At 56.2% G+C, this 25,404-nt stretch carries 20 protein-coding genes, 2 tRNA genes and 2 pseudogenes; 14 read left to right on the plus strand and 10 right to left on the minus strand.

All coding sequences use genetic code 11. From position 1 onward, the window contains the following. Positions 1-302 precede the first annotated feature (302 nt). The 6 genes and pseudogenes from ACZA91_RS01950 to ACZA91_RS01975 form a co-directional block, all read right to left on the minus strand. On the minus strand, positions 303-722 hold the full coding sequence (locus ACZA91_RS01950; RefSeq protein WP_099534504.1) for a peptidylprolyl isomerase: 420 nt from the start codon (positions 720-722) through the stop codon (positions 303-305). A 262-nt stretch (positions 723-984) separates the two neighbouring features. Continuing rightward, positions 985-1,722: an HAD-IA family hydrolase gene (locus tag ACZA91_RS01955; protein ID WP_190526133.1), complete on the minus strand. Its 738-nt coding sequence runs from the start codon at positions 1,720-1,722 to the stop codon at positions 985-987. 122 nt (positions 1,723-1,844) lie between these two features. Beyond that, a pseudogene (queG, locus tag ACZA91_RS01960) lies at positions 1,845-2,954 on the minus strand (tRNA epoxyqueuosine(34) reductase QueG); the annotation flags it as partial. A gap of 193 nt (positions 2,955-3,147) precedes the next feature. Beyond that, positions 3,148-4,059 (minus strand): ribonuclease HI, encoded by a 912-nt coding sequence (rnhA, locus tag ACZA91_RS01965; RefSeq protein WP_234407032.1) that lies wholly within the window; start codon positions 4,057-4,059, stop codon positions 3,148-3,150. Positions 4,060-4,605: 546 nt separating this feature from the next. Beyond that, positions 4,606-4,678 (minus strand) — tRNA-Phe (locus ACZA91_RS01970). A gap of 107 nt (positions 4,679-4,785) precedes the next feature. Next, on the minus strand, positions 4,786-5,244 hold the full coding sequence (locus tag ACZA91_RS01975) for a PPC domain-containing protein (protein ID WP_199309155.1): 459 nt from the start codon (positions 5,242-5,244) through the stop codon (positions 4,786-4,788). 361 nt (positions 5,245-5,605) lie between these two features. Here ACZA91_RS01975 and ACZA91_RS01980 point away from each other — a divergent pair, with 361 nt between their 5' ends. From ACZA91_RS01980 to ACZA91_RS02010, 7 genes and pseudogenes are all read left to right on the plus strand, one after another. Further along, on the plus strand, positions 5,606-6,916 hold the full coding sequence (locus tag ACZA91_RS01980; protein ID WP_099534500.1) for a peptidylprolyl isomerase: 1,311 nt from the start codon (positions 5,606-5,608) through the stop codon (positions 6,914-6,916). 316 nt (positions 6,917-7,232) lie between these two features. Continuing rightward, positions 7,233-7,643: a chorismate mutase gene (gene aroH, locus ACZA91_RS01985; protein ID WP_099534499.1), complete on the plus strand. Its 411-nt coding sequence runs from the start codon at positions 7,233-7,235 to the stop codon at positions 7,641-7,643. Positions 7,644-7,687: 44 nt separating this feature from the next. Beyond that, entirely contained in the window at positions 7,688-9,112 is a 1,425-nt protein-coding gene (locus ACZA91_RS01990; protein ID WP_463184434.1) for an MFS transporter, read from the plus strand. 147 nt (positions 9,113-9,259) lie between these two features. Continuing rightward, positions 9,260-9,331 (plus strand) — tRNA-Gln (locus ACZA91_RS01995). Positions 9,332-9,752: 421 nt separating this feature from the next. Then, positions 9,753-10,100 (plus strand): annotated as a pseudogene (locus tag ACZA91_RS02000) (YkgJ family cysteine cluster protein); the annotation flags it as partial. Between the two features lie 328 nt (positions 10,101-10,428). Continuing rightward, positions 10,429-10,701, plus strand: coding sequence for a hypothetical protein (locus tag ACZA91_RS02005; RefSeq protein ID WP_099534496.1), 273 nt, complete (start codon positions 10,429-10,431; stop codon positions 10,699-10,701). Further along, the gene (locus ACZA91_RS02010; RefSeq protein WP_463184436.1) at positions 10,701-11,549 is read left to right on the plus strand and encodes a prepilin peptidase; all 849 of its coding nucleotides are present in this window, start codon (positions 10,701-10,703) and stop codon (positions 11,547-11,549) included. The genes ACZA91_RS02005 and ACZA91_RS02010 overlap by 1 nt, the downstream gene beginning before the upstream one ends. A 7-nt stretch (positions 11,550-11,556) precedes the next feature. On the opposite strand, the gene ACZA91_RS02015 is transcribed toward ACZA91_RS02010, so the two are convergent. Further along, positions 11,557-12,681: a squalene/phytoene synthase family protein gene (locus ACZA91_RS02015; protein ID WP_099534494.1), complete on the minus strand. Its 1,125-nt coding sequence runs from the start codon at positions 12,679-12,681 to the stop codon at positions 11,557-11,559. Positions 12,682-13,800: 1,119 nt separating this feature from the next. Between ACZA91_RS02015 and accD the strand changes: the two genes are divergently transcribed. The 6 genes from accD to ACZA91_RS02045 all read left to right on the plus strand — a co-directional run bounded on the left by accD (position 13,801) and on the right by ACZA91_RS02045 (position 19,274). Then, positions 13,801-14,787 (plus strand): acetyl-CoA carboxylase, carboxyltransferase subunit beta, encoded by a 987-nt coding sequence (gene accD / locus ACZA91_RS02020; protein ID WP_190531627.1) that lies wholly within the window; start codon positions 13,801-13,803, stop codon positions 14,785-14,787. 712 nt (positions 14,788-15,499) lie between these two features. Then, on the plus strand, positions 15,500-15,997 hold the full coding sequence (psbV, locus tag ACZA91_RS02025) for a photosystem II cytochrome c-550 (RefSeq protein ID WP_099534491.1): 498 nt from the start codon (positions 15,500-15,502) through the stop codon (positions 15,995-15,997). Positions 15,998-16,365: 368 nt separating this feature from the next. Continuing rightward, positions 16,366-16,821, plus strand: a complete 456-nt coding sequence (locus ACZA91_RS02030; RefSeq protein ID WP_099534490.1) for a YtxH domain-containing protein — start codon at positions 16,366-16,368, stop codon at positions 16,819-16,821. A 26-nt stretch (positions 16,822-16,847) separates the two neighbouring features. After that, complete coding sequence (locus tag ACZA91_RS02035; RefSeq protein WP_463184438.1) at positions 16,848-17,741, plus strand: hypothetical protein; 894 nt, start codon at positions 16,848-16,850, stop codon at positions 17,739-17,741. 9 nt (positions 17,742-17,750) lie between these two features. Further along, complete coding sequence (locus tag ACZA91_RS02040) at positions 17,751-19,007, plus strand: tRNA nucleotidyltransferase/poly(A) polymerase family protein (protein ID WP_463184440.1); 1,257 nt, start codon at positions 17,751-17,753, stop codon at positions 19,005-19,007. 129 nt (positions 19,008-19,136) lie between these two features. Then, positions 19,137-19,274 (plus strand): hypothetical protein, encoded by a 138-nt coding sequence (locus ACZA91_RS02045; RefSeq protein ID WP_370567083.1) that lies wholly within the window; start codon positions 19,137-19,139, stop codon positions 19,272-19,274. Between the two features lie 393 nt (positions 19,275-19,667). Here ACZA91_RS02045 and ACZA91_RS02050 read toward each other — a convergent pair whose 3' ends face one another. Further along, positions 19,668-22,037, minus strand: coding sequence for a P-loop domain-containing protein (locus ACZA91_RS02050; protein WP_463184441.1), 2,370 nt, complete (start codon positions 22,035-22,037; stop codon positions 19,668-19,670). A 570-nt stretch (positions 22,038-22,607) separates the two neighbouring features. Between ACZA91_RS02050 and ACZA91_RS02055 the strand changes: the two genes are divergently transcribed. Beyond that, positions 22,608-23,546 (plus strand): serine/threonine protein kinase, encoded by a 939-nt coding sequence (locus ACZA91_RS02055; RefSeq protein ID WP_463184443.1) that lies wholly within the window; start codon positions 22,608-22,610, stop codon positions 23,544-23,546. A 188-nt stretch (positions 23,547-23,734) separates the two neighbouring features. Here ACZA91_RS02055 and ACZA91_RS02060 read toward each other — a convergent pair whose 3' ends face one another. Further along, the gene (locus ACZA91_RS02060) at positions 23,735-24,721 is read right to left on the minus strand and encodes a pentapeptide repeat-containing protein (RefSeq protein WP_099534486.1); all 987 of its coding nucleotides are present in this window, start codon (positions 24,719-24,721) and stop codon (positions 23,735-23,737) included. Beyond that, positions 24,699-25,391, minus strand: coding sequence for a pentapeptide repeat-containing protein (locus ACZA91_RS02065; protein WP_463184445.1), 693 nt, complete (start codon positions 25,389-25,391; stop codon positions 24,699-24,701). The genes ACZA91_RS02060 and ACZA91_RS02065 overlap by 23 nt, the downstream gene beginning before the upstream one ends. Positions 25,392-25,404 lie beyond the last annotated feature (13 nt).

Below are 25,404 nucleotides of genomic sequence, written 5' to 3' on the forward strand. Positions count from 1 at the left end.
ATTTCGTAGGTTGGGTTGAGGTACGAAACCCAACAGCAGCAAGGCTTGCAGTGATCGAGTTGGGTTTCGCAAAGCTCAACCCAACCTACGGAACTGAAAACACCATTCAGCAAAGACAACCCAACCAATTCCACTCAGTAGAATCACTCAAAACTTAATCAAGCTTCAGTCCAGTCAAATTCCAGCACAAACCCAGAAAAGACAAGGGGCTGAAGCCCCTTGCCATCGCGATTTTGCAACACCAGAATCAAGAGTTGAAGACCCTCATTTTGAATCCTGGTTTTTGATTCTGAAGCTAGAGCCTAGTGCTCAATTTTCACAGACAGAATCTTGTCATTGGCACGGATTGCATTCACCACATCCATGTCCTCCGTGCGACCAAACACCGTATGCACACCGTCCAAGTGCGACTGGGGCGAATGGCAAATGAAGAATTGGCTGCCACCCGTGTCGCGACCGGCATGGGCCATCGACAGGCTCCCCGCCATGTGCTTGTTCGAATTAATTTCGCACTTGATCGTGTAGCCTGGGCCACCACGACCATCACCATTGGGACAGCCACCTTGGATCACAAAATTGGGGATTACGCGGTGGAAGGTCAGACCATCGTAAAAGCCCTTTTCCGACAGATCCACGAAGTTTTTCACCGTGTTGGGAGCATCATTATCGAACAGCTCGATATGAATCGTGCCCTTGGCGGTTTCCATAATGGCGCGCGTCATGCGGTTGCCCCTTGTGTAGTCAGTTGAGATTGTTAGGTTGAATTCCTGGTGACGCGATGCTGGAAATGGGCAATCACAACGAGGTAGCCCACAGCCCGCCACTGTCGCCAAAGAATGCTGTCTGAGTTTACCGCTGCCGGGGAATTTCGATCCCCATACAAGGATTAATCTCTGCTTAATTCACCGTTATTTGACCGTTGATTAAGCCTATGCATTCATGCCCGATCGCCCCGGGAATTAACGCTGCATTCGCCCAGCTCGTTTAGGCATGAGTTTGGGATTTTTCCGAGGCCGCAGCGGTCGATCGCACCCAAGTTAACAGCTCCTGAGGATGCTGAAACAGCATATCCGGCTGGCTGTTGCGCAACGCTCGTTCAGAATTAAACCCCCAAGCCACGGAAAGGCTGACCACGCCCGATCGGCGGGCCGCTTCCACATCCCTTGTTTCGTCGCCCACGTAGGCAACGGCTTCGCGCTGAAGGCCGGCCTGCCGCCGCACCCGCGAGATGGCGCGATCCTTGCTGAACAGGCGCAAACTGGCATCAATCCAGGTGAAATAGTGCCGCCAGCCCATCAGGGTGAGGAATCGATCGACCGTTGATCGCTGGTTGGAAGTCACAATCCCCAGCCGGTAGCCCGCCGATCGCAGTTCCCGCAACACGTCCTCAATGCCCTGAATGGGCTGGAGGCGATGCAAATCGGCCTGGAGTTCCCGTTTCAGGCAATAGATCAGCCAAGGGCGCTGCCAAGGGGGCACATTGCTGTTTTGCAGCACCATGCGGGAATCACAATCCCGCAGTCGGGCAATTCGTTCCGGGGTCAAACGGGGATAGCCAAAGCGTCCCGAGAGGCGATCGAGAATTTCAACCACCGCCTGAAAGGAGTCTGCCAACGTGCCATCAAAATCGAACAAAATTAACCGCAAGTGCTGAGGATCAACCGATGCAGCACTGGTGGGCAAGGACTGCGGCCCGCCGGCCGCCGCCGTAGACGCAAGCACGTGATGGGCGTTCAAGGATGAGACTCAGAATCCAGTTGGGGATCAATGGAGGGATCGATGGGGCGATCGGGAGGGAGATCGGCCGATCGGGGCAGGGACTGCGACGAAACTTGAAACGAAACATTCGGGTCTAATTTCAGACTAGCACGGGCGTTTCGTCGCCACATCGCAGGCTTAATGCGTCGTAAAGCGGATCCCCGGAAGGCTTGATCCCAAGCCTCATCGCTGAGCTGAGCAAGCTGATCCAAGCGCGGAGCCACCACCCCCGATCGCGGTCGAAAGTCTTCAATATCCGTCGGCTGGGCAAATCGTTGATTCCAGGGGCAAACATCTTGGCAAATGTCGCAGCCCGCAACCCAACCCTGAAGGTTCTCGGCAATTTCCGAAGGCAGGGTCTCCGCACGGTTCTCGATCGTGTGGTAGGCAATGCAGCGGTTAGCATCCACCACAAACGGCTCGGGAATCGCCCCCGTGGGGCAAGCCTCCAGACAACGGGTACAAGTGCCGCAATGGCTGGTATGTGGGCGATCGGGCAATAATTCCAGCGTGGTGAACAGCTCCCCCAAAAACACCCAGGAGCCATACTGGCGCGTAATTAAATTGCCATTTTTGCCAATCCACCCCAAACCCGCCTCCTGGGCCCAGGCCTTGTCCTGCACCGGGCTGCTGTCCACAGCCCAGCGGCTCTGTGCGCGGGGATCCAACGTCACTAACCACTGAGCCAGGGCCTTCAGGCGGGTTTCCAAAACTCGGTGGTAATCCCGTCCCCAGGCATAGCGGGCAATTTTGCCAAATTGGGGCTGGTTAAGTTCGGGCTGAGCTGGGGCAGGCTCGATCGCTGACTCAGCTTGGGAAAAAGATGGGTTTAAGGGCCGCTGTTCGAGGGGCCGCTGTTCGAGGGGCCGCTGTTCAAGGGGCCGCTGCTCAGGGCTGTAGTAATTCAGGGCAACGCAAATGACCGATCGCGCCTCGGGCATAAATTCTCGCGCATCAAATCGCTTGGGAGCCGCCATCCATTTCATTTCGGCGGCAAACCCGCGATCGAGCCAGCGTTGGAGGGCTGATACGGCCGATGGTAAGGGTGGGTACTCTGAGCTTATAGCTGCTATTCCCACCTGATGAAACCCCAGGGCGAGAGCTTTCGTTTTCACTTGGTATGTGTTTCGGCGAGCGATCGCCACTGGGGAAGACCCGCCCACAGCAGGGTCATACTCCAATGCGGTTGTGTCCATCGCGATTGGCTCACAAGACACGGCAGAGTAGTTGAGAGCCGGTCATGAACGATTGGTGCAAAAGACTGCGAGGGATCGTCATGGAGGGCGGTGCGGTTACTGCAAACGAGATGTGTTTGGTTACTCGGGTTGAGGATGCTAAAGCGAATCAGCGCCTCAGCGTCCTTAGACTTGAACTAGCCAAGCACCTCGTTTAGTCATCTTCGAGGATCCGTTCCAATTGCCACAGAATTTGGTTGCCCTCACGTCGCACGCGAGTCACAATCCAGTTCCGCCAGACCCAGTTTTCACCCCGACTGGTCACGGCACTGGCGTTAACGTCCATCAGATCAGCCAATTCCGAGCTGGCAATCAGATATCCTCGATCGGCGACCTCATCCGCAATGCGCAGGGTTTCGATCAAGTTGCGCAATTGACCCACACGCACGTCGCGCAGATCGGCATCCGTTGGCGCGATCGCCAGTTGATCCAAAACAGGTTCAGACATGGTTTCAGGTATAGCTGCTATCGAGACTGTAGTTGTGTCTGAAGCATCGAGATGGGATTTGCTCGCAGGCTCCGATTCCGGAAACTCCGAGCGATCGAAAATCTCTAGCTTCAATTGATCTAATTTAGGCGATCGGCCGGCCGCAAAAACGCGGGCAATTTCATCACATCGTTCATTTCCCGCCTCGCCCGAGTGGCCGCGCACGTATTCCCAGCGCACAGCGGGGTTGTTCAAAGCATCCAGACGCTCCCAAAGATCTCGGTTGAGCACCGGTTGCCCGCTGGCAGTTTTCCAGCCTTTTCGTCGCCAGTTTCGCACCCACTCTGTAATCCCTTTAATAACGTACTGGCTGTCTGTTAGTAAAGTGATTGACTCGCCTTGACCGTATTGATGCCAGAATTGCAGCGCTTCAATGGCGGCTTGCATTTCCATCCGGTTATTAGTTGTGTTGGAAGTACCTCCACCCAGTTCATGACAAGAGCTATTTGAAAATCGCACTAAAACACCCCAACCGCCGGGCCCTGGATTACCAGAGCAAGCCCCATCAGTGTAGATACGCGAAATCTGGTGTGAGTCGATCGAGCGTGGGGGCATGGAGGCGATGGGAGAGGGTGTCATTGTTAGTGGTGGAGCCGTTGGCAATCAATTGTTATATTTTTATGACTTTGCTGGCTGGAAACCCTAATGGCTCTGGGTTTTTCTCAATATCCCTACTAAGCCTTGCTCAACCTTGCTGAGTCTAAAGCACTCAATTTGGTCGCGTTCTTGAGTGGGTGTTGATGGATCCCGGTCGATCGAGCAGCAGCAGGGGGACTGTAGAATGCATGTTTTCAAAGTGAACATTTTGCCATGCACATTTTGCCAAAAGCCTTTTGATCACCCGATCGGCCTTTGGCTCTCAACCTGTTCAAGATTTAGAGGCAAGTGGGAAACAACCGCTCACGCCCAGCCCGGCAACCGCAACATTCAGCATCAGCAGACCGCTTGGTCTTTTACTCTGTTGCCGTTCATTCTTGGTTGTTAGGCTGCGATCAATCGTTGACCCTATTACCTGATCAGGGCTATTGCCCTACTCATATTTTAGTCGTTGAGGAGACAACAGGGATCGAAAGATAACACTCAAGATAGAAGAATCTATGAGCGTAATTTTTGATTTTTCAGTAATGCCAGGAGGCGGACTTGAACCGCCGACACGAGGATTTTCAGTCCTCTGCTCTACCGGCTGAGCTATCCCGGCTAGGGTTTTTAGGCGCTGCTGTTTTCAGCGCCTAAATAAATTAGCAAACTTGATCAGGATTGGCAAGGGATTCGCTAATTTTTTTGGAAGAACTGGCTTCCTAACACCTATTGGATCGGTTGCAGGCGGGTGACCTTGAGCTTGAAGGGGCCGCCAACGGCTTTGCCAAAGGTTTGAACCCGCACCACATATTCGCCTGTGTTCTGAATGCTGGTGAAAATCAGGGAGTTCGTGCCGCTGTCGGGGCCGTCGTCGTTCTCGGCAACGCTGGAACCGTCATCAGCAATGAGCATCAGGACGGTATCGAAGCTGTCGGAGCTGGCGGTGATTTCAACCCGATCGCCTGCCGTGAGCGAGATTTTATAGTCCCGGGCAAATCCCCCTTGGCCGGTGGGAATGTCCTTGGTTGATAGGGTGTCGTTCAACTCGCTGCTGCTGGAAATCGTGCCCGGTTGATAGGTCGGGCTGGCTTGGGCGATCGCCCCGCCACTGCCGGCCGTGACCAGGGCGATCGCGCCCATCATTCCCACCACACCACGCCGCTGCAAAAAAGACCAAAAAAGCATGAAATCACCGTCCCAAGGGCATCGCTCCGATTATAGCCAGTCCGATTGAGAATCCCAGTTCCGGAGCCAACCCGATCGCCCTGAATCTGCGGATTAAGCCGAGCGATCGCCCGGCTCCGAAACTCTGGCTAGTTCGATTACGTCACCGATCTAGCGGCAGCCAGGCCCCTGCTCCGGAAAAGCAGCCCAAACAGTCCCAACGGTTTCTGAACGGCCAAAAACCTGGGAGAGGTTGCCAAAACCTTGCCCAAACGTTTCCGATTCAGAACCCTTGGCGGTTGAATTTTTGATTGGCTGAAAACCCAGGGCCTGGACTTGCCTGATATTTTGGTTTTGAAGCAACCCAACCGATTTTGCGAATATGGCTCCTGCGGCTCGTTTAAATGGTTCCGCCACCGTCATCATGCTGGTGAACGGTCAGTCCGTCGAAATGGCGATCGATGGGGCCAATGCCCCCGTCACGGCCGGCAATTTTGTGGACTTGGTGGAGCGGGGATTTTATGACGGCATTTCGTTTCACCGCGTGGTGCGATCGCCCGATCCCTTTGTGGTGCAAGCGGGAGATCCGGCGAGCAAAGATCCCAACGTGCCGCTCAGCAGCTTGGGAACGGGCGGGTTCATTGACCCAGACACCAACCAAGCCCGCAGCATTCCCCTCGAAATCAAAGTTCAGGGCGCAACGGAACCGATCTATAGCCAAACCACCACTCAGCCGGTGGCCTTGCCCCACAAGCAAGGAACCCTGGCCATGGCCCGGGCCCAATCGCCCGATTCCGGTTCTTCGCAGTTCTACATTGCCCTGAAGGAATTGCCATTTTTGGATGGTAATTACGCCACCTTTGGCCAGGTGACCCAAGGGTTTTCGGCGGTGGATGCAATCCAAGCGGGCGATCGCATCACGGCAGCCAAGGTGGTGGATGGAGTTTTGCCGGGCCGAACTTCGGTGGTGCTGACGGATGCAACCCGCTTGAACACTGCGCACAATTTTCTGAACCGGGCTGACCTGCCCCGCCAATTCACCTTCCTCACAGAAGCGGCAGAAACCGTGACCCTGACGGCGACCCAAAGCCAAACCACTCCCAGCGGCGTGCGGGGGTTGGGGGGCGATGACGTGATCACCGGCTCCAGTGCGGCGGATATTGTCTGGGGTGATGCGGGCAATGATTCGCTCTTCGGTGGCGACGGAGATGATTATCTGCGCGGCATTGATGGCAATGACTTGATCAACGGTGACGGGGGCAACGACTTCCTCAACGGCAATCAGGGCAACGATACGGTCAATGGCGGCGCGGGTGATGATTTTGTGCGCGGCGGCCAGGGCGATGATGTGCTGCTGGGGGGCGATGGCAACGATGTCCTTTGTGGTGACTTTGGGGCTGATACGTTAACCGGCGGCGCGGGGGCCGATACGTTCCTGCTGCGCACTGATACGGCGATCGGGATTCGGGCAGCGGCGGATTTGGTGGTGGATTTCAGTGCGGCTCAGGGCGATCGAATCGGCATTGTCGGTTCCGTGAGCTTGGAGCAACTGACGCTGCAAAATCAGGGCGGCTCCACGGTGCTGCAATTGCCCACGGGTCAGACCTTGGCCACCATCACCGGAGCCACTCCCGATTTGGTGCGATCGGCTCTTGTGGCCGTCAGCGCCAGTGATGCGGTCATGCGCCTATAGGCTCCCTCAGGCTCAAAAAACACGATCTAGCTCAGGCTTGGGGTCAGCATTTTCAAACATATCTGGCGAATCGCATCTGGCGAATCGCAGAGCGTGCCGCATTGCCCTAGCCCGGCCTCGCAGTCGATTTTCAGGCGGTTTTAGGTGTTGTTTCTCGGCTTGATTCTGCACAGTAGAGATGCAACCCCAACTGAGCTATAACTAGCTATTAATCAGTCACTAATCAGTCACGAGTGACTGATGCTTGGGCGATCGCCACGGCAGGCCAAGCCCAATCGTGACATTCACCCTCATATTCGATCGGGAGGACAGGAACGTGGGTTGGCGAGTCCGGGCCATTCGAGGAGCAACTACCGCAACCGAAAACACCATTGAAGCCATTCGGGAGGCGGTTCATGAGCTACTCGACGCTTTGGAAACCCACAATCGTCTGGAGATGGATGAGGTGGTGAGCGTCACCTTTTCGGTGACCCGTGACCTGGATGCTGTGTTTCCCGCCAAGATTGCCCGCGAGCGGCCCAACTGGCAAAACGTACCCCTGATGGATGTGCAGCAAATGCATGTGGATGGCAGTTTGCCCCAATGCATTCGACTGCTCGTGCATTTCAACACCCCTGACCCGATCGCCCGGATTCATCATCCCTATCTTCGAGGAGCCAAGCACCTACGCCCCGATTGGGTTTCAGCCCAAGAAGTACGCCAAAAGGAACTGATCGTTAACTCCTAATTCTTTCAGGGGTTAAGCTAGCGGCAGTTTTGAGACTGAGACCTGTGACTGCTGAGCGTGCTTCTATTCCCGATCGGTTAACCTTCCCGGCCAAGCTGGCCTATGGGGCCGGCGACGCAGGCCCCGCCATCACCGCCAACCTGCTTGTCTTTTTGCAGTTGGCATTTTTAACCGATGTGGCCGGGTTGCCCGCCGGGTTAGCTGGCTCGGTGCTGATGGTGAGCAAAATTGGCGATGCCATCAACGACCCAATCATTGGCGTAATGAGCGATCGCACCCGCTCCCGTTGGGGTCGTCGATATTCCTGGATGCTCTGGGGGGCGATTCCCTTCGGCATTCTCTTTTTCTTGCAGTGGCTTGTGCCGCCGGGCAACACCTGGCTGCTCTATGGCTACTACGTGGTCTTGGGGCTGCTGTTCAATATTGCCTATACGGCGGTGAACTTACCCTACACAGCCCTCACCGCCGAGCTAACGGATGACTATGACGAACGCACCAGCCTCAACAGCTTCCGGTTTGCCTTCTCGATCGGGGGCAGTCTTCTCTCGCTGATTTTGGGCAAGGTCGTTGCCGATCAAATTCCCGACCCCGTTTGGCAATACATCTGGCTAGCCGCCATTTGCACCCTGTTTTCTGTGTTGCCCATTCTCTGGTGCGTCGTGGGCACATTTCGGTATGGCATGGCCGCCGAGCGCCGCTGCGCCGAACGCAACGAAACCGCCCCCAGCTTGGGTCTGAAACAACAACTGGCGATCGTCTTTCAAAATCGCCCCTTCCTCTACGTCATTGGGATCTATCTCTGTTCCTGGCTGGCTGTGCAACTCACCGCCTCCATCCTGCCCTACTTCGTGGTGAGCTACATGGGGCTACAGCAAGCAGATTTCTTCATGGTCGCGATCGGGGTGCAGCTCACCGCCTTTGCCATGTTGTTTGTGTGGAGTACCCTCAGCCGCCGTTGGGGCAAACGGGGGGTCTACTTCGCGGGCATGAGCCTTTGGATCATTGCCCAAGCGGGTTTGTTATTGCTGCAACCGGGGCAAACGGGCTTGCTGTACCTGTTGGCCGTGATGGCTGGCGTTGGGGTCTCCACGGCTTATCTAGTCCCTTGGTCGATGCTGCCGGATGTGATTGAGCTGGATGAGCTAACCACTGGGCAACGTCGGGAAGGTGTGTTCTATGCCTTCATGGTCTTTTTGCAAAAGTTGGGGTTAGCTCTGGCGCTTTGGCTGGTGGGGATTGCGCTGGAAGTGGCTGGTTATGTGCCCACAGCCGCCGGAGGCACGCCGGCCAACCAACCGGCCTCAGCCCTGTTGGCCATTCGGCTGGCGATCGGCCCTTTGCCCACGGCAGCCCTGATTGGCGGCTTGGTTTTGGCTTATTTCTACCCCATTACCCGCGACATCCACGCGGAAATTCTGCTGAAGCTGGCCGAGCGCAAACGTGCCAATCAACAGGCCAGCCAGGACTAGGGAAGCGCTAGGCAAGGATCCATCCCCCGGGGCGATCGCCCCCGTTCCTCTGCCTTGCGAACCCGGTTCAAAAAAATTCAAAAAAATTCAGAAAACCCCTTGACCCTTCTCGGAAGTTGTTGTTACTATACTCAAGCCTTCGGGCAATGGGGCGTCGCCAAGCGGTAAGGCAGCGGGTTTTGGTCCCGCCATTCCTAGGTTCGAATCCTAGCGCCCCAGTTAAAAAATTAGTTAGAGAAAGCTTTTTGATTGAAAGCTTGCTGATTGCGCTTCAGCCAAGCCAGTCAATAAAAAAGCAAAAATAAAAAAGCAAAATATAAAATCAAGAGTAATCAAGATCAAAAATAGTGTCTTGGTAATTCATGCCCTTAGTAATTGATGCGGGCTTACACCCAGACATAAACTTAGGAACCCATTTAGAAATTGAAATATCAATCACTGAGGCCCGATCGAGACCCGATCGAGGCATGATTGAGAAATCGATTAACCTGATTTGGCAACCGAGTTTAGAAACCCAATTTAAAAACCGAATCGGAAACTTAATTGGCAAGGCCCCCGGCGAACTCCAGCGCAGGAAAAAGCAAGTCATCGGTGGTCAATTTTGCACAATCCATCAACCCTACTGACGAGGACAACTGAGGTGGCAACCTGGCAATGTATCAAAGGCTGTGGAGCCTGCTGTCATCTCGATCCCAACGAACGCCCCGACCTGGAAAGCTATTTAGAACCCGAGGATTTATTGCTCTATCTGAGCATGGTGGGGCCCGATGGTTGGTGCATGAATTATGACCAATTGAACCGAGAATGCACGATCTATGACGATCGCCCCTGGTTCTGTCGGGTGCAAGTCGAAACCTTTCAGCGGATGTTCGAGATTGAGCCAGCGGAGTTGAACGATTTTGCGATCGAGTGCTGCCGTGATCAAATCAGCGGAGTCTATGGCGATCTGAGCTTGGAAATGCATCGGTTCGATCGTGCCGTGGGCCTCACCCTCAGCACCAACGCCCCAGCAACCCCCGAGCCGTTGGAGTTGGATCCGTCTGGATTCGATCCGTCTGGATTCGATCAATATCAATAGGCATTTGACCAGCAGCAATCAACCAGCAGAATTCAACCAACGGAATTAAGCCAACGAGATTGAGCCAACGGAATTGAGCCAGCCGAACGCTCAATGCCACAAACCAGACAACAACCAGCGCAACAACCAATGCAACAAAATGCAATGCAACAAAATGCGCAATGAGTGAGATCCCAATCGCGCAGAGGGCTGCATTCGGATTAAATTGAGGATTGGCTCTTTCAGTTTCCTGAGTTCCATGTCTGACCCTAACGCTTTACCCGACTGGATTCGCCAAATCGTGCAGGATCAACCCCTCAGCAACGAGCAGGCGACTTGTTTGCACTGGATTGGCGATGCTTACCAACTGCTGATGCAGCTCAATAGCTTTAGCTTGAGTGAGTATTCTGAGCAGGTTCAGCATCTCGATCGGGTAGCGGAAATGGCTCGGGCTGGGAGCCGGCTGGCTCAACATGCACCGGAAGTGGTGGAAGCCTTGGTTCAACAGCAGCCGGTGGGCCGCTCGTCCTGATGTTCACCCCCGAACAATTGGCGCTGGCGGTGGTGGCGATCGCCCTGGGGGTTTCCGTTGGAAGCTTCTTGAATGTGGTGGTTTATCGCCTCCCCGCCGGTTTGTCGCTGCTGCACCCGCCCTCCCGCTGCCCCAAATGTTTGCACCGACTGGCTCCCCACGACAATGTGCCGGTTTTCGGCTGGCTATGGTTGCGGGGCCGTTGTCGCTATTGCGCAGCCCCGATCGCCCCGCGCTATCCCTTGGTGGAAGCCACCACCGGGCTGTTGTTTGCCGCGATTGCCCTGCGAATTAGCGCGGCCGAACCGGAATTGGTGTTCAGTCCTTGGGGCCTGAGCATGATTTTTGGGGGATGGATCTTCGTGAGCTGGCTGCTGGCCCTGGCGCTCATTGATTGGGACACCCTCACCCTGCCCAACTCGCTCACCCAATCGGGCCTGCTGTTGGGGTTGGGATTCAGAACCGCCTTCGGAGCGATTGACGCGGGCCAGGGCAGCGGCGCGGCGGCCGGATTGCTGGATGCCCTGTTGGCCATGGCGCTTGGTTTGTGGTTGTTTCAAGCGATCGCCACCCTGGGCAGCTTGATTTGGGGACGCACGGCCATGGGGGCCGGAGATGTGAAGCTGGCGGCCATGCTGGGGGTTTGGTTGGGCTGGAAATTGCTGTTGCTGGCGAGTTTTTTGGCCTGCGCGATCGGGGCAGTAGCCGGTTTGGGCGCAATGGGCCTGGGTTGGCTACGGCGCGATCGGGTCTTGCCCTTCGGCCCATTTCTGGCCCTGGGCAGCCTAATCGCCATGCTGTGGGGCCCAGAAATCATCACAGCCTACTGGCAATTTTGGGTGCGCTAGGCCCGAATCAGAGCCTGGCCACCACCTCCTCCACTGAGGATGGCCAATAATTTCCCCAAGCCAAATTCAGCAACGTTCCTTGCATCTCACAGAGGCATTGCACCAGCCGCTGGGCAGTCCGCACCATTAGTGGGCTAGTTTTCAAAAAAGCAGCCACTTGAACCGCCTGGGCCGATCGCTGCAAGGTGGGTGAAATAGCCGTCGCAGTGGTGATGAACGATCGCTCCTGCCATTGATCCAAATCCTCGCGAACCGCTTGCCAGTAAAGGACTTGGAATTGCACAAAATCAAAATCGCACTCCCGCAGCACCCGCTCAATGCGGGCATAGCGATGCAGACACCAATTGCGCAAAATGACCCAGGATGGGTGTAAATCCCGCGCCAAAACCAGCTTGAACGCCCGTCGGCGCAACTGCGGCAAATAATCATCCACCCAAAAAACCATCATGTCGTGATAGGCCGGCGTGCCGATGCACGATCGATCCAAAACCGCCGCCCGATCGACCCCAAACCGATCCAACACCTCCTGGGGAAAGTAGCAGATCCCCTGGCGCGCATCCTCATCGATGTCGCGCAGGTTGTTATAGAACTGATCGACCGCTCCAAAGTGATAGGCCGCTTCCCACTGGGACGGACTCAAAAACGGCAGAATCTGGAAAAAGGAACCCGCCAACGTCTCCAGCATCGTTTCATAGTCAGCCAACGTTTCAATCCGTAGATTGTCCGTGTGGTAGGTCAAGATTGCATCCAGATACCGATCCCACGACTGCACAGATAAGCGATCGCTCAGACTTGCCTCCGCATGAAACCAGCGCTGTTGCATTGTCGCCAGCAAGCTGGCATCTTCTGTGACCATGGCCGCCGGGCCATGACTCAGCAAACGCTTCCAAGAGCGATAGAACGCGAGGAAACTAGGCTGCTCCGTAGATGTGTGATTTTCTTTACAGACAAGTTCTGCCTCCGCCAATCGATCGACCTTACGAATCCAACCAATCCGTTCAATCCATTCCCGTTGCACATCTGACTCGAGTCCTAAGACCCAAGCAGCGTTATCTTCATCCTTAAGAGAATCATCAGCAATCGCGCAGTATTGCGACGATTCGACCAGCTTGGCCACAGCCGATCCGTTCATGATGCACCCGTGAAATCCCTGACGCACTCTATTAGAACTTTAGCCCCTTGTTCTGGTAGATGAACAAATACCACCAATTTCTAAGGAAGTCTTAGCCGTCAGGGGCGATCGCCCTTTGTTTTAGCAAGAAATGGCCAGACTTTATTGCTGTGTGACACCCCCTAATCTCAGGAATTGAGAACATCAGCCAAGTCTAGCCAGGATTGAAATTTAAAGCGCTTGTTTTCAGGCATGAAATTCTTTTTTTAGGCCATGAATTAGTGATGATTCTCAATCTTTAAAACACTTGTATTTTCTACTACATCAATTCAGAGAGAAATCCCTTAAGGTGTCTCACCACTCAATTGGTTGTCTCCGCAAATTCTCGGAGCTAATGCCCCCAGTGTCAGCCTTTGGGATGCGCAACCAGAACGACAACACGGAAGCCCCCTAAAAAAAGGCACAGGCTAACAGGGCGCAAGTTTTGAACAACCGCCGCCGTTGGCTGACCCGATCGCCGATCGCGTGCGCGCCTGTCTTGCGCGCCTGTCTATGGCTCAATCAAGGGTCTATCTTGCTGAACCCGAGGTTGGATTGAGACCAGATCGAGGCCGCTGAGCCCAAGCGTCAGATCAAGGTTGACCCAGAATCGATACAGCCAAATGGATACGGCCAAATGGATACGATAGATGCGATGAGGGATCAAGTGCGATGAGGGATTGCGGATCGCGCCGATCCCGATCCTGGCAAGATTGTGCTGATTGCCGCTGATCACGTTGCCACTGAATCACGGCAAGATTCACCGGATCGCGACCCTGGATTACAAAACGGGGCGATCGGCAAATCTAAGCGCGTTATGGCTAAGGGAAGAATTTTGGGTTCTGGGCCAGAGCGTGGGAAACTAGGGCAGCGATCACCCGCTGCTGGCAAGGGCGCATCTGGAAGCAGGTAAACTGCGCCGGCCGAAAGCAGCAACGCATTTTGGTAGCCCTGTTGGAACGAATCCGCCGAGCCTCTGGGATGGTTTACAACACCCCCAATCGACCGTTACCAGTGCCTTTGACGCAACCGTTTCTGGTGTCCGCAAGAGTATTGTAACGCCCCGAGGGGCGGGGAATCTACCCGGAGAGTATTGAACCCATGTCGTTGTTTGATTGGTTTGCAAATCGTCGTAAGAGCGATCCGGCTGGACATTCAGGCCAAGAGCGAGAAATCGCCGATGGTCTCTGGACGAAGTGTGAAGCCTGCGGCGTTCTCGCCTACACGAAAGACCTTCAGGCAAATCAGATGGTTTGCCTGGATTGTGGGCATCATATGCGGGTCTATAGCGATGAGCGGATCCAGCAATTAATTGACCCGGGCACTTGGGTAGCGTTGGATCGGGATGTGCGCCCGGTGGATCCTCTGGGCTTTTTCGATCGCAAGTCCTACAGCGATCGAATTGTGGAGGCCCAAAGCAAGTCCGGCCTCATTGATGCGGTGCAAACGGGCTTGGGTGATTTGGAAGGCCAGCCGATCGCCCTGGGGGTAATGGACTTTCGGTTCATGGGCGGCAGTATGGGATCCGTGGTGGGCGAAAAGCTCACTCGGGCGATCGAGCGGGCCACCGCTGAACGCCGGGCCATGGTGATTGTCTGCGCATCCGGGGGGGCCCGAATGCAGGAAGGAATGCTGAGTTTGATGCAGATGGCCAAAATTTCCGGGGCCCTGGAACAGCATCGCGAGGCCGGCTGTCTCTACATCCCTGTGCTGACCCATCCCACCACGGGCGGTGTGACGGCCAGTTTTGCCATGCTCGGCGACATCATCATCGCAGAACCCAAAGCATTGATCGGGTTTGCGGGTCGGCGGGTCATTGAACAAACCCTGCGCGAAAAGCTCCCGGATAATTTCCAAACGGCGGAATATTTGCAACAAAACGGGTTTGTGGATGCGATCGTGCCGCGAACCCAACTGAAGTCTACGTTGGCCCGCTTGGTTCGATTGCATCACGCTTCCCGACGGGCGGTGTCCACAGCTCCCACCAATGGGGCCCGGTTGCGGGATGAGGTGATGCTGGATGGTCAACGGGATGGGTTGCATGTGGAACGTTCGATCGCCCCTGGCTCGATCGCGGCCCAGCCCTAAATCCTCTAACCGGCTATCCTCCAACCGGCTCGCAGTGATTCGGTTCACCCAATTCGATTCGCTCCAGCGGCCATCGCCAAGATTACGACCCGAGATTGCGGCCCGAGATTGCAACCCGAGATTGCGATATGTTTCCGAACGATGGTTTCGGAATCCAGGCTCTACGGGGGATCACCCCGCCCCCGAAGCGAGACTGGGGCCATGGGCTGAAAGCCTTGACCCCCAACGGTTATTCAGCCCCCGATCTTGGAAAGTCATGCCCACTGATGCGGCTTGAGTTGATAACTTGCCATCTCCCGGAGCCTGAAAGGCGGGGGCTTTGCCCTCAATCCGGTAAGATTAAAATCAACTTTTGGCTACCGCATTTTTTCTCCAAAACATTTACCGTTTAGGGCTTTGCCGGCCAAAGGCAACCGTTATCATTACCCGGCGATCGCTGGGTGAGACTCGGACACTTTGAAAAGACACCGAAACCAACCCCGCTCCCGTCACCGGGCAGTGGAGAGGGCCTTGGGGTCAAACCACCGATCAACGCAGCCGTTTTAGCTGGCTGCCTAGATCGGGAATCCCCGTTGCTTTAGCATGGGGAGGATGTGAATTGTGGTTAGAGTGCCGCAGCGGGGGCGATCGCGCGATCCGAGCGACAATCTAGCCGGCTATAACATCGGCCTGACTTTGATCGAGATCAAGAGACTCAAGTCTAGAAAGAACTATGCTGAAAAAGGTTGTTTTGCTAGTTGTAGCGGTGGCGTTTTTTGCCTTCCAACTGGCCGTTAGCCCCGTAAGCGCGGCGGAAATGAAGCCGGAACTGCGCACGGTCAAGGTCAGCGAAAAGGGTGATACCGTCACCTTGACCCTGGAGCAAGTGGCTCTGGGCAAGAGACTGTTTAATGACACTTGTGCCCAGTGCCATGCGGGCGGTGTGACCAAGACCAGCCCCGATGTGGATCTGTCGCCTTCGTCCTTGGCGGGTGCCGTTCCTAGCCGCGATCACATCGCTGGCCTGGTGGACTACATGAAGAATCCGACCACCTACGACGGTGAAACGGAAATTTATGAACTGCACCCCAGCACCCGCAGTTCTGACATTTTCCCGGAGATGCGGAACCTGACCGATGAGGAATTGGAAGCGATCGCTGGTCATATTCTGAGCCAACCCAAGGTGATTGGTTCCCGCTGGGGCGCTGGTAAGACTCGTTATTCAACTTGATGGATGAGTGAATATGGAGGGCGATCGAGCAGCAGGGTAGATGATGCCCGATAGCGATGCCCTCAGGGTTCTCTGGATGGTCGTTTGATTCAGTTGCCCCATTCAAGACTCATAATCGACTGCTTGCCCGGTTAACCGAAGGATGGTGGCCGGGTATTTGTTTGGGATGAATTGAGCCTGGGGATGAATTGGGCACTGGCATTAGTTGAGCACTGGCATTAGTTGAGCCTTGGACTGAATTAGGCTCTGGGATTCCTGAAGCGGCGGCCACCCCGCAATTTTGCAGGGTAGAATCGAAAGGTCTCTGGGCTAAGGTTCCATGGCCGCATGAGTTCCACTAGCTGTGCCGTTTGCCCCGCGTCATCATCATGTCTAAACGTCAGTCCGATCGATTTGCGCTGGGGATCCTGTTGGGGGCGGCAACCGGAGCCGTAGCAGGATTATTGTTGGCTCCCCGATCGGGTCGAGCCTCCCGCCAGCGCCTACAGCAATCTTTGCAGAACACTTTGCAAAACACCTTACAAAAAACGGTGAAGCAATCGGGCGATCGCCTGCCGGGAGCGTTGGAGGAGTTGGGGCAGGTGGTGCGCGACCAAGCGGCCATTTGGTCCGATCGCACTCGCGATCGCCTAGAAGGGGCGCTCGATCGACTGCGAGACGCGATCGCCAGCGGTGTGGCCGCCAGCCAAACGGTGGATCAGGAAGATGTCAGCTTGTCGGAAGAGGGCGACGCAATCCCAACCGGCTCAGCCCCAACTCCGAAGCCCCGCCAGTTGGCCTATAACCGTATGGCCGCCCCCATGACCCAAACGGGCGATCGCTAACGGCGCGCATTCCGTCCTCTGAACCCATGATCGATCCGTTATTTTGGCTGGGGCTATCGTTTTTGCTCGTCAGCGTTTGCTTGGCGATCGCCCTGGCCGCTGCCATTCCTGCCCTGCAAGAATTGGGGCGGGCCGCCCGCAGCGCCGAAAAGTTATTTGACACCCTCACGAGGGAATTGCCGCCCACCCTGGAAGCCATTCGCCTCACGGGTTTGGAAATTAGTGACCTGACGGATGACATGACCAATGGCGTGCAAAGCGCCGGTCAAGTGGTGCAGAAGGTGGACAGCAGCTTGGACACAGCCCGGCGGCAGGCCCGGCGAGTGGGAGCCACGGCCCGGCGGGCGGCGGCAGGTCTTCAGGCCGCTTGGCAGGTGTTGGTGAAACCTGGTCGCGATCGCCGTCGAGATAACCGATTGGAAGGGCGCAGTGAACGGAATGAATTGCGGGGCGAACTGCGGGGTGACCTCAGGAACGATCGCAACGAACGGAGTGATCGCGATGAGCGAAACGACCCAAGAACTGAGGGGCTGAACCGGCGAGCGGAACGGCCGGGACTACCGAGTGGATCCACTTGGCAACCGCCCGATCACTATGCGGAGGCCTACCTAGAAGATGAGCTGGATGATGATCTCGATGATGATTTGGAAGATCTGGATGTCGAGGATCTGGATATCGAGGATCTGGATGAATTAGATCATTTGAGCCATCGAGCCAACTATGGAGATCAACAGGCGCTCCAAGATTTGCAAAATTTGCGAGGCATGAACCATTCAGCAACCTCCGGTGAACTGGAGCAGCTAGGCAATGATCCCGATTCGGGCCGCGATCGAAACTCAGGTCAGGATCGCAACCCTGAAGCAAGCACTAACTCCGACCCTGAATCTGGAGATGGAACCCTGGTTGAGCGATCGAAATGAGCTGTCGAGATGAGCCTTGATTTGCAGGACTGGCCCCTAAAACTCACCCCCTTACAACTGACGGATTTACCCGAGACGGCTTATCTGGTGGGTGGAGCCGTGCGGGATGCCCTTTTGGGGCGGCAACGCGACGCGGTGGATTTGGATGTGGTGCTGGCGACGGGGGCGATCGAGCTGGCCCGATCGATTGCTGGGCGCTACGATGCGGGGTTTGTGGTGTTGGATCGAGAACGCCAGATTGCGCGGGTGGTTTTTGCGCAGGGAACGCTGGATGTGGCGGCCCAAGTGGGCGACTCGATCGAGGCGGATCTGCGACGGCGGGACTTCACGGTGAATGCGATCGCCTATCAACCCCATCGTCAGGAGTGGGTGGATCCCCTCGAAGGCCGGCGAGACTTAGCCGATCGATCCCTGCGGATGGTGTCCGTGGAAAACTTGCGGGAGGATCCCCTGCGCTTGTTGCGGGCCTATCGAATCAGCGCCCAATTGAGCCTTCAAATGGAGCCGACCACGGCCCAGGCGATCGCCCAACAGGTACCGAATTTGCGGCTTGTGGCCGCCGAGCGGGTACGGGCTGAGTTGGACTATTTGTTGGAAACGCCCCGGGGCGATCGGGTACTGATGGCGGCCAGCGAAATTCAGCTTTTGCGCGATTGGCTGCCCCCTTGGCAAGGAAAGCATGGGGTAACGCTCCCGGCCCTATCCCAGGCGATCGAGCAATTACAAAACCTTTGGCCCGATGCCCCCCTTAACTGTCCCCTGCCCAATGGGCGATCGCCCTTGGCGGCGGCCCGGCTGGCCTGTTTGTTGGGGTCAGATTTGATGATCGCCCAACGGGCCCTGGAGCAACTCAAAACCAGCCGGGTTGATCAGCGCATTCTGCTGGCAATTCTGGGGGCCAAGGCTAGCTTACCGGCCGATCGCCTCTCGCCTCTCGATCGCGCGGCTCAGTACCAATTTTGCAAGGCGGCTGGGGAAGGATTTTTGGCGGCCGTGCTCCTGGCTTGGGCGGAAGGAACGGCCCCGATCGCCCTGGCCGAGGCGATTGGCCGTTGGCAAGATGCCACCGATCCGGTCGCCCACCCCAGCCCACCGCTCACGGGTCACGAGTTGATGACGGAATTTGGCTTGCCCCGGGGGCCGATCGTCGGTCAACTGTTGGCGGCCCTGGAGCGGGCCCAGGCCCTTGGACAAATTCAGGGTTCCGAAAGCGCTCGGCAGTTTGCCCAAAGCTGGCTTCAGTCAGCCCAATCCTTCCCGACATAGCCAACCTTTGCGGGTCGATCGCGAAAGGCAATCTCAAGGCGATCGAGATGCGCTATGCTAGGTGGGCTGAACGGGAAATGGAACATGGCAAAGCGCCGTAACCTCAAAAAAGAAAAAGCACAGCGTAACTTGGCTTACGCACGTAAATTCCGCAAGCGCTCCAACAGTGGACGGATGCACCGCTCTCGTCGCCCGTCTGCATCGGCCGAAGCGGAAACCAATGAAGAGGAAACGACCACCGACGTTCAAGACGGTGCAGCGGTCTAACCCAACCCAAGTCTCTCTTCTGTGGCCGAAGCGGCCTGTGGCTAAACTTCTGTGGCCGAAGCGGCCTGTGGCTAAAAACGTTTTGGGTTTCCTTGCTCCGTCGTGGATCCAATTTTCCATTAACCTCTGGGTTGTGCCATGGATTGGGTCTAACCCACGACCGGGGCCAGAAGCACCCGATCGCGGCTTTGAGGAAGCGCAGCAGTTTTATTAACTGTTGCGCTTCTCTGTTTTTGCCATTTGTTTTGAGCATTTGTTTTGAGGATCAGTTCCCTTAACCAAGGGCAACGGCCGAGGCAGGCGTTGCAGATGTGGGAAATTGGACGACGGCCCCTAGAGGCCTCCCTCAAGACCTCGTTAAAGATTTTTGTTAAAGATTTTTGTCAAAGATTTTTAGAGATTTTTCAGAAAATCCTCCATTTCTTGGGCCTCGGTGACCATTCCCACGGCTTGGAAGTGATCGATCGCCCGTTCGGCCCAATTACGCGACTCCTTGCGCAATCGCCCGGCCAAGGCCGCGCGGGCCAAATGCTTGCAGCAATAGGCACAACACCGCTGATCAACAATCACTGCCGCCAACCGGTAGCTGGCTTCCAACTCCCGCAAAGCTCGGGAATATTGCCCCTGCGCCATCCGCACCTGCCCGATCGAGGACTGAATGTAGGCCGTTCCCCGTTGCCAACCCAAGGCCTGTGCTTTTTTCAGGGCTGTCGTATAAAGTCGCAAGGCTTCGGCGGAGTTCTGTGCCTGCTGGGCCACATCGCCTTCGTAGTAAAGACTCTGGCACTCCAAGCGCAATCGGTGCTCGGCGTTGAGCTGGGGATTGTGAATGAGCTGCTCAACACGGTGTTTCCACCGATCGCCATGGTCGATCGATCCCTGTTCATAGGCCAGGCGCAGTTGGTTAATGGCTAAATCCGACTGCAAATCTAGATCCAGGTGATCCCGCAATTGCCAAACGGCCTCAAAATCTGCACAAGCCTGGCGAAGGGATTGGGAGTCATTGCGGAGGGCATGGGTCCAACCGCGATCGAACAAAAAGCGTGCCTCCAAGGCCGAGTTCTGTTGCTGGCGAGCCAGTTGGATGGCTTTGGCATCGCGGGCAATCCGCTCCGACCAATGGCCGCGAAAGTGGCTGTAGCCCCTGAGGGGTTGAAAAACCTGCCAAAACGACTCCAATCGCCCGGCCGCCAAACACCAATCCAAAACCTGATTCAGGGTGTCCCAATGGAGATCGATCGCCTGGTGATCGGTTAACCACTCCAGGCGATCGCCCTGGCCATGTTGCCGCACGTAGTCGATCGCCCATTGCAACCATCGCTCACGCATCGCCATTTCTTGAGTTGGGGCCAGGCGATCGACCCCCACCGTGGCCACATAACGCCGAACCAAGGACGACAGACCATAACGCCCGTCACAATGGAGGGTCACCATGGACTGCTCAGCCAGCTTGGCCAAATGGGCCCAGGTGGCATGGGCTTCTGGATCCACTCCGGCCACTTGGGCTAACAGCGCCGGTTGCACGGGAACCGCAAACCAACTGAGGGCCAACAGGAATTGCCCCGCCAACTGCCCGCCCAAAGCCTCCAGGGTGTTGGCACAGTAAAACTGTGTCACCCAGTGATCCGGCTGTTCCAGTTGGGCAATGGCCCAGGCGATCGGTTGGCCCGCCGCCAATTGCCCCAGCCCCCAAGCGATCGGCCCCGGCAGGGAACCCGCCGCCGCCACCAAGCGCCGATATTGCCCTAGGGACCAAGGCCAACCCGCTTCCGAAACCCGCTGCATGACCCACCGCAGGGCCGCCTCTGGCTCCAGGGGATCTAGGTGGAGCGATCGGGAGATCGGCAACCGATAGCGACAGGTGAACAACACCTTGACCGTGGCCGGCAATTCATACAAAAACGCCAACGTGGCCTGCGGATCCGTCACTTCCTCAAAACTATCCAAAATCAACAACATGGGTTGTTGAGCCATCAAAGTCCAAGCCTGTCGCATTCGATCGGGCAGCGGGCGATCGTTCCATTCATTTGTCACCCGATCAGAATCGAATGTGAGATTTTGCAAAATTTCCGATAATAGCTGCTCTAGGGTTTGTTGCGATCGACATCCTGGCAGCAAACCCATCCCCGTTAAGTAATGGGTTTTAGCAGAAGTGAACAAGACCCGCTGAAAAGGGCAAGAATTTTGTTGAATTAAATAATGAACACTCGCTAAAGCCAGGGCCGTCTTACCGGTTCCGCCAGCGCCTTCAATCACCCAAAATCGCTCTTCTTGATTTCGTTGCAGCCAGTGAATCAGGTGTTCCCACTCCCGATCGCGGCCCTCCAAAATCGCACTATCCTGAGCTGGTAAATAAACCTTCAAGTTTTGATGCTCCGCAATCGGAGCGGAGGAGATTCGATAGGGACGTTCTGCTAACATTGCCAAAGCTCGGCGATGACAAAAACGCCCTTCCCAATTTAATAATGCTTTAAGATAAGTGTAAAGCTTATTTGTGAGTTCTGTTCGGAGAGCATCGGTGTTAATTTCAAGCACTGTTGCCAAGGCTTTAATGCTCATTCCTGTGAGAAATCCGCGCAAATAGAGGCGTTCAGTGCGGCTGAGTTGCGATCGCCGAGGATCACCAGCGGCAGGAAACTCCGGACAGGGCTGCCCCCGCTTTGCCCACAGCAGCCGGGCCTTGACTCGGCCCAAGTCGCGATAGAGACCTTCGAGATTCCATTCGCACCCCACCTCCTGAAACAACGTGCTTTTGCTATCCATCGTTTGCTGGTCACCCTCCTTCGGGAAAGGCTCGATTAGCCAAAGTTCGTGGCCGGGATTTAGGTCAGTTTCATCGAATTGATCGAAGATTTGAGATTTACCTAAGATTTTAGAGTTTTACCTAAGATTTTGGCTTTGGCTCTTACAAAACGGATCGAGATATTCTGATTTTCAAGCTGATCTCGCCACCGATTCCGCGCCGATCGCGTGGGGGAAACTGATTGCTCAGCCTTCGTGAATTCCTGTTAGTTCAGAGGACTCGTTTAACAAATTCGTTCAACGGACAGACCTAGGGTCGATCGCCCCTGGATCTGGGCCAAAAGCCGCGAGCAATTCATCTGGGTTCTGGGCCAAAGCCCGCTGTCATGGGCCGCAGCCGGATCCAAGCCAATGGGCTGCTGATGGTTTTTGGGCTAAATCAACAACAATTCCAGGTCTTGGAGCCTGCATAAAAATTTCCAAGCAAGGCGATGTTAATGCAGTTGATGTTGGGTTTAGGGCTTGAGTAATTGCGCCCTAGCTGCTTGCTCTGTGTTGCTGAATTCTTGAAACTTTGGTCGAGAATGCCCCATGATCCTTCCCTCTCCGGTGTTGTCTCAGGATCGGAAAACGGCTTGGCCCGACGGAACCCTAATTCACGATCGCTACAGCATCCTGCGGGGGCTGAATGCCGCCGCTGCGCGATTGCCTCAAATCGGTCAGGTGCAAGTGTTTGAGGTGGTGGACTTGGAAGACGACGATCGGCCCAAGGTTTTGAAACTGTTGATTCGTCAACAATCAACCCGGCTCGATCGGCTCTATCGCGAAGCGGAAGTGCTGATGCGCGGCCCCCAGCATCCCCAAATCCCCAAGGCGGCCGTGGATGGGTTCTTTTGCTGGCGACCGATCGACAGCCGCTGGCCCTTTCAGGGGCTGGTGATGGAGGCGATCGCGGGGGAATCCCTAGAGGCTTATCTCGATCAACAGGGGGCGATCGACCCCATGGCAGCGATTCGCTGGTGGGTGCAACTCAGCAGCCTGCTTCACAACCTGCACCAAGCCGGCTGGATCCATGGGGACGTGAAGCCCGCCAATCTGATTCGGCGGCCCCAGGGGGATTTGGCCCTGGTGGATTTTGATGCGGCAATGCTGGTGGGTGAGCGGGCGGCGGCCTGTGGCTCCGCTGGCTACATTGCCCCAGAGCAGCGGCAAGGGCAGCCCATTGGCCCCGCCAGCGATTGGTTTAGCCTGGGCCGCACGATCGTGCATTGGCTCACGGGGCAGCATCCCTTAGATTTGATTGCCCAAAGTGTTGACTCTGACTTTGACTGGCGCTGGGCTGTGCCGGGGTTGCCGGACTCGATCGCCGATGCGATCGACACCCTGATGGCTCCCAACCCGAGCGATCGCCGAATCATGCCAGCGGGAACCACCGCCACGTCCTTGCTTCCCCTGGCTCAGCGCCTGGCGCGGCCGCCCGTTGTCGCCACGCCCCCTAGGCAGTTCCCGGAATTCCCGAGGGCTGCCTAGGGAATCCCTGGGAATCCCAGCAACCTAGGAATTTCTAGGAGTTTCTAGGGATTTTCTAGTGTTCCTACACACCACAATCTCTCTATCCAATTCGGCAGTGGACTACGCTCCACGAGCCGGATTTTTTTGTGGCCAATCTTGGTGGCCAATCTTGGTGGCCAATCAACGCGGCACATTAGCGCGGCAAATCAGCGCGGCACTAGGGGCGATCGCTCCGGTACGGAATGCCAAGGGCGCGGGACTCCATACAACGCCACCGTTCCCTGGCCGTTCCAGCGCTCCCCATTCGGCAGGGTAGCCCGCCGAAAATCCGCTTGCTCCAATTGAGCATCGTGCAAAACGGCCCGGGTGAGATTGCTGGCAAACAAAATGGCTTGGGTCAAATCTGCCCGACTCAAATCCGCGTCAATTAGCGCGGCCCGACTTAAATCGGTGCGGATCAGATTGGCTCGGCGGAGGTTAGCCCGACTCAGATCCACCTCTGACAAATCAAAATGGCTCAGATCGGCGGTGGCCAAGTTACTTTGGGGTGCAATTAACCACAGGCCAGCTCCGATCGGGTCAAAATCCTGGGGCCAGCAGGTGGCCTCGTCCATCAATGCCCCGTGAAAACTAGCCCCTTGAAGTTGGGCGTGGCTCAGGTCGGTTCCGCGCAAATCTGCCCGATCGAGATAGGCCTCCTGTAACTGGGCTTGGGCTAAGTTCCAACCCCGCAAGTCCGCTTGGCTGAGGTTGCTGGCCGCGGCTTTCAGGTGGGAACCCAGGACGATCGCCCCCTGTTGCAACCAGTCGATCGCCCCTTGGGTGCGGGCATCCACGCGGGCCTGTCGCCAGTCCACCCCATCCACCCAAGTCCACCGCAAATCCGCCCCACAAAGATCCGCCCCGTTTAAGCTGGCTCCTCGCAGATCTGCACCCCGTAAATCGGCTTCGCGCAAATCCGCCCGCCGCAGGTAAGTGCCCCGTAAGTCGGCTTCGCGCAAATCTGCCCGCCGCAGGTTCACCCCCGACAGATAGGCCGAAGACCAATTGACCGCCCGAGCCACAACCTCGCGAAAGCGGGCCCCGGAAAAATCCGCCCCACTTAAGCGTAGTTCCGACAAATTGGCTCGATCAAAATTCCACTTGCCCTGGTGATATTGCTCAATCCACTCAGCCGCCTGACTCTGTTTCATGGAGATCACCGATCGCGCCGTTGGCTACCCACTGTTGATAGTCTTCGGCCGTTAGTCCTTCGTTATTGCCCAAGACCGCACCCGTGACGATCGCCCGATGAAAATTCACCCGACTCAAGTTGGCCCCGCTCAAGTTGGCCCCGCTCAGGTTAGCCCCGCTCAGGTTGGCCAGGGCCAAGCTGGCCTTGTGCAAATCTGCTTTGGTTAAATTGACATCGCTCAAGAGGGCCCCGGACAAATCTGCCCCGGCTAAGCGTGCTTCCGCCAAATCGGCCCCGCTCAAGTCCGCATCACAAAGCTGGGAACCCCGTAGGTTCACCCGTTGCAGATTGGCCCCGCTCAGGTCACACCCCTCCAGTCGCACCCCCAGAAGTTGTCTGCCGGTTAAGTCTTGTTGGGGATTCAGTTGGGCCAGGGTCAACAAGTCGAGGAAGCTGGCTTGCGGATTGGCCCAAATGGCCGCGATCGCCCCGGCCCAGGGCCCGTCAATGGCTCCACCTGATCGCGCCAGGAGGCAATCCAACACTGCTCGCTGCTCCGGCGACAGGGGGTGACGCTCCGCCAGGTTCAACGCTTGGGTAATTTGTTCGATCGCCGCATCCAAATCCACGCGCGATCGATCCGCACCCGCCTGTTCCGCAGGGGCCCCTGCATCCTGAAAAACCGTCACAATTCAATCTCCT

This window comes from Limnothrix sp. CMB-01, from assembly GCF_055193175.1.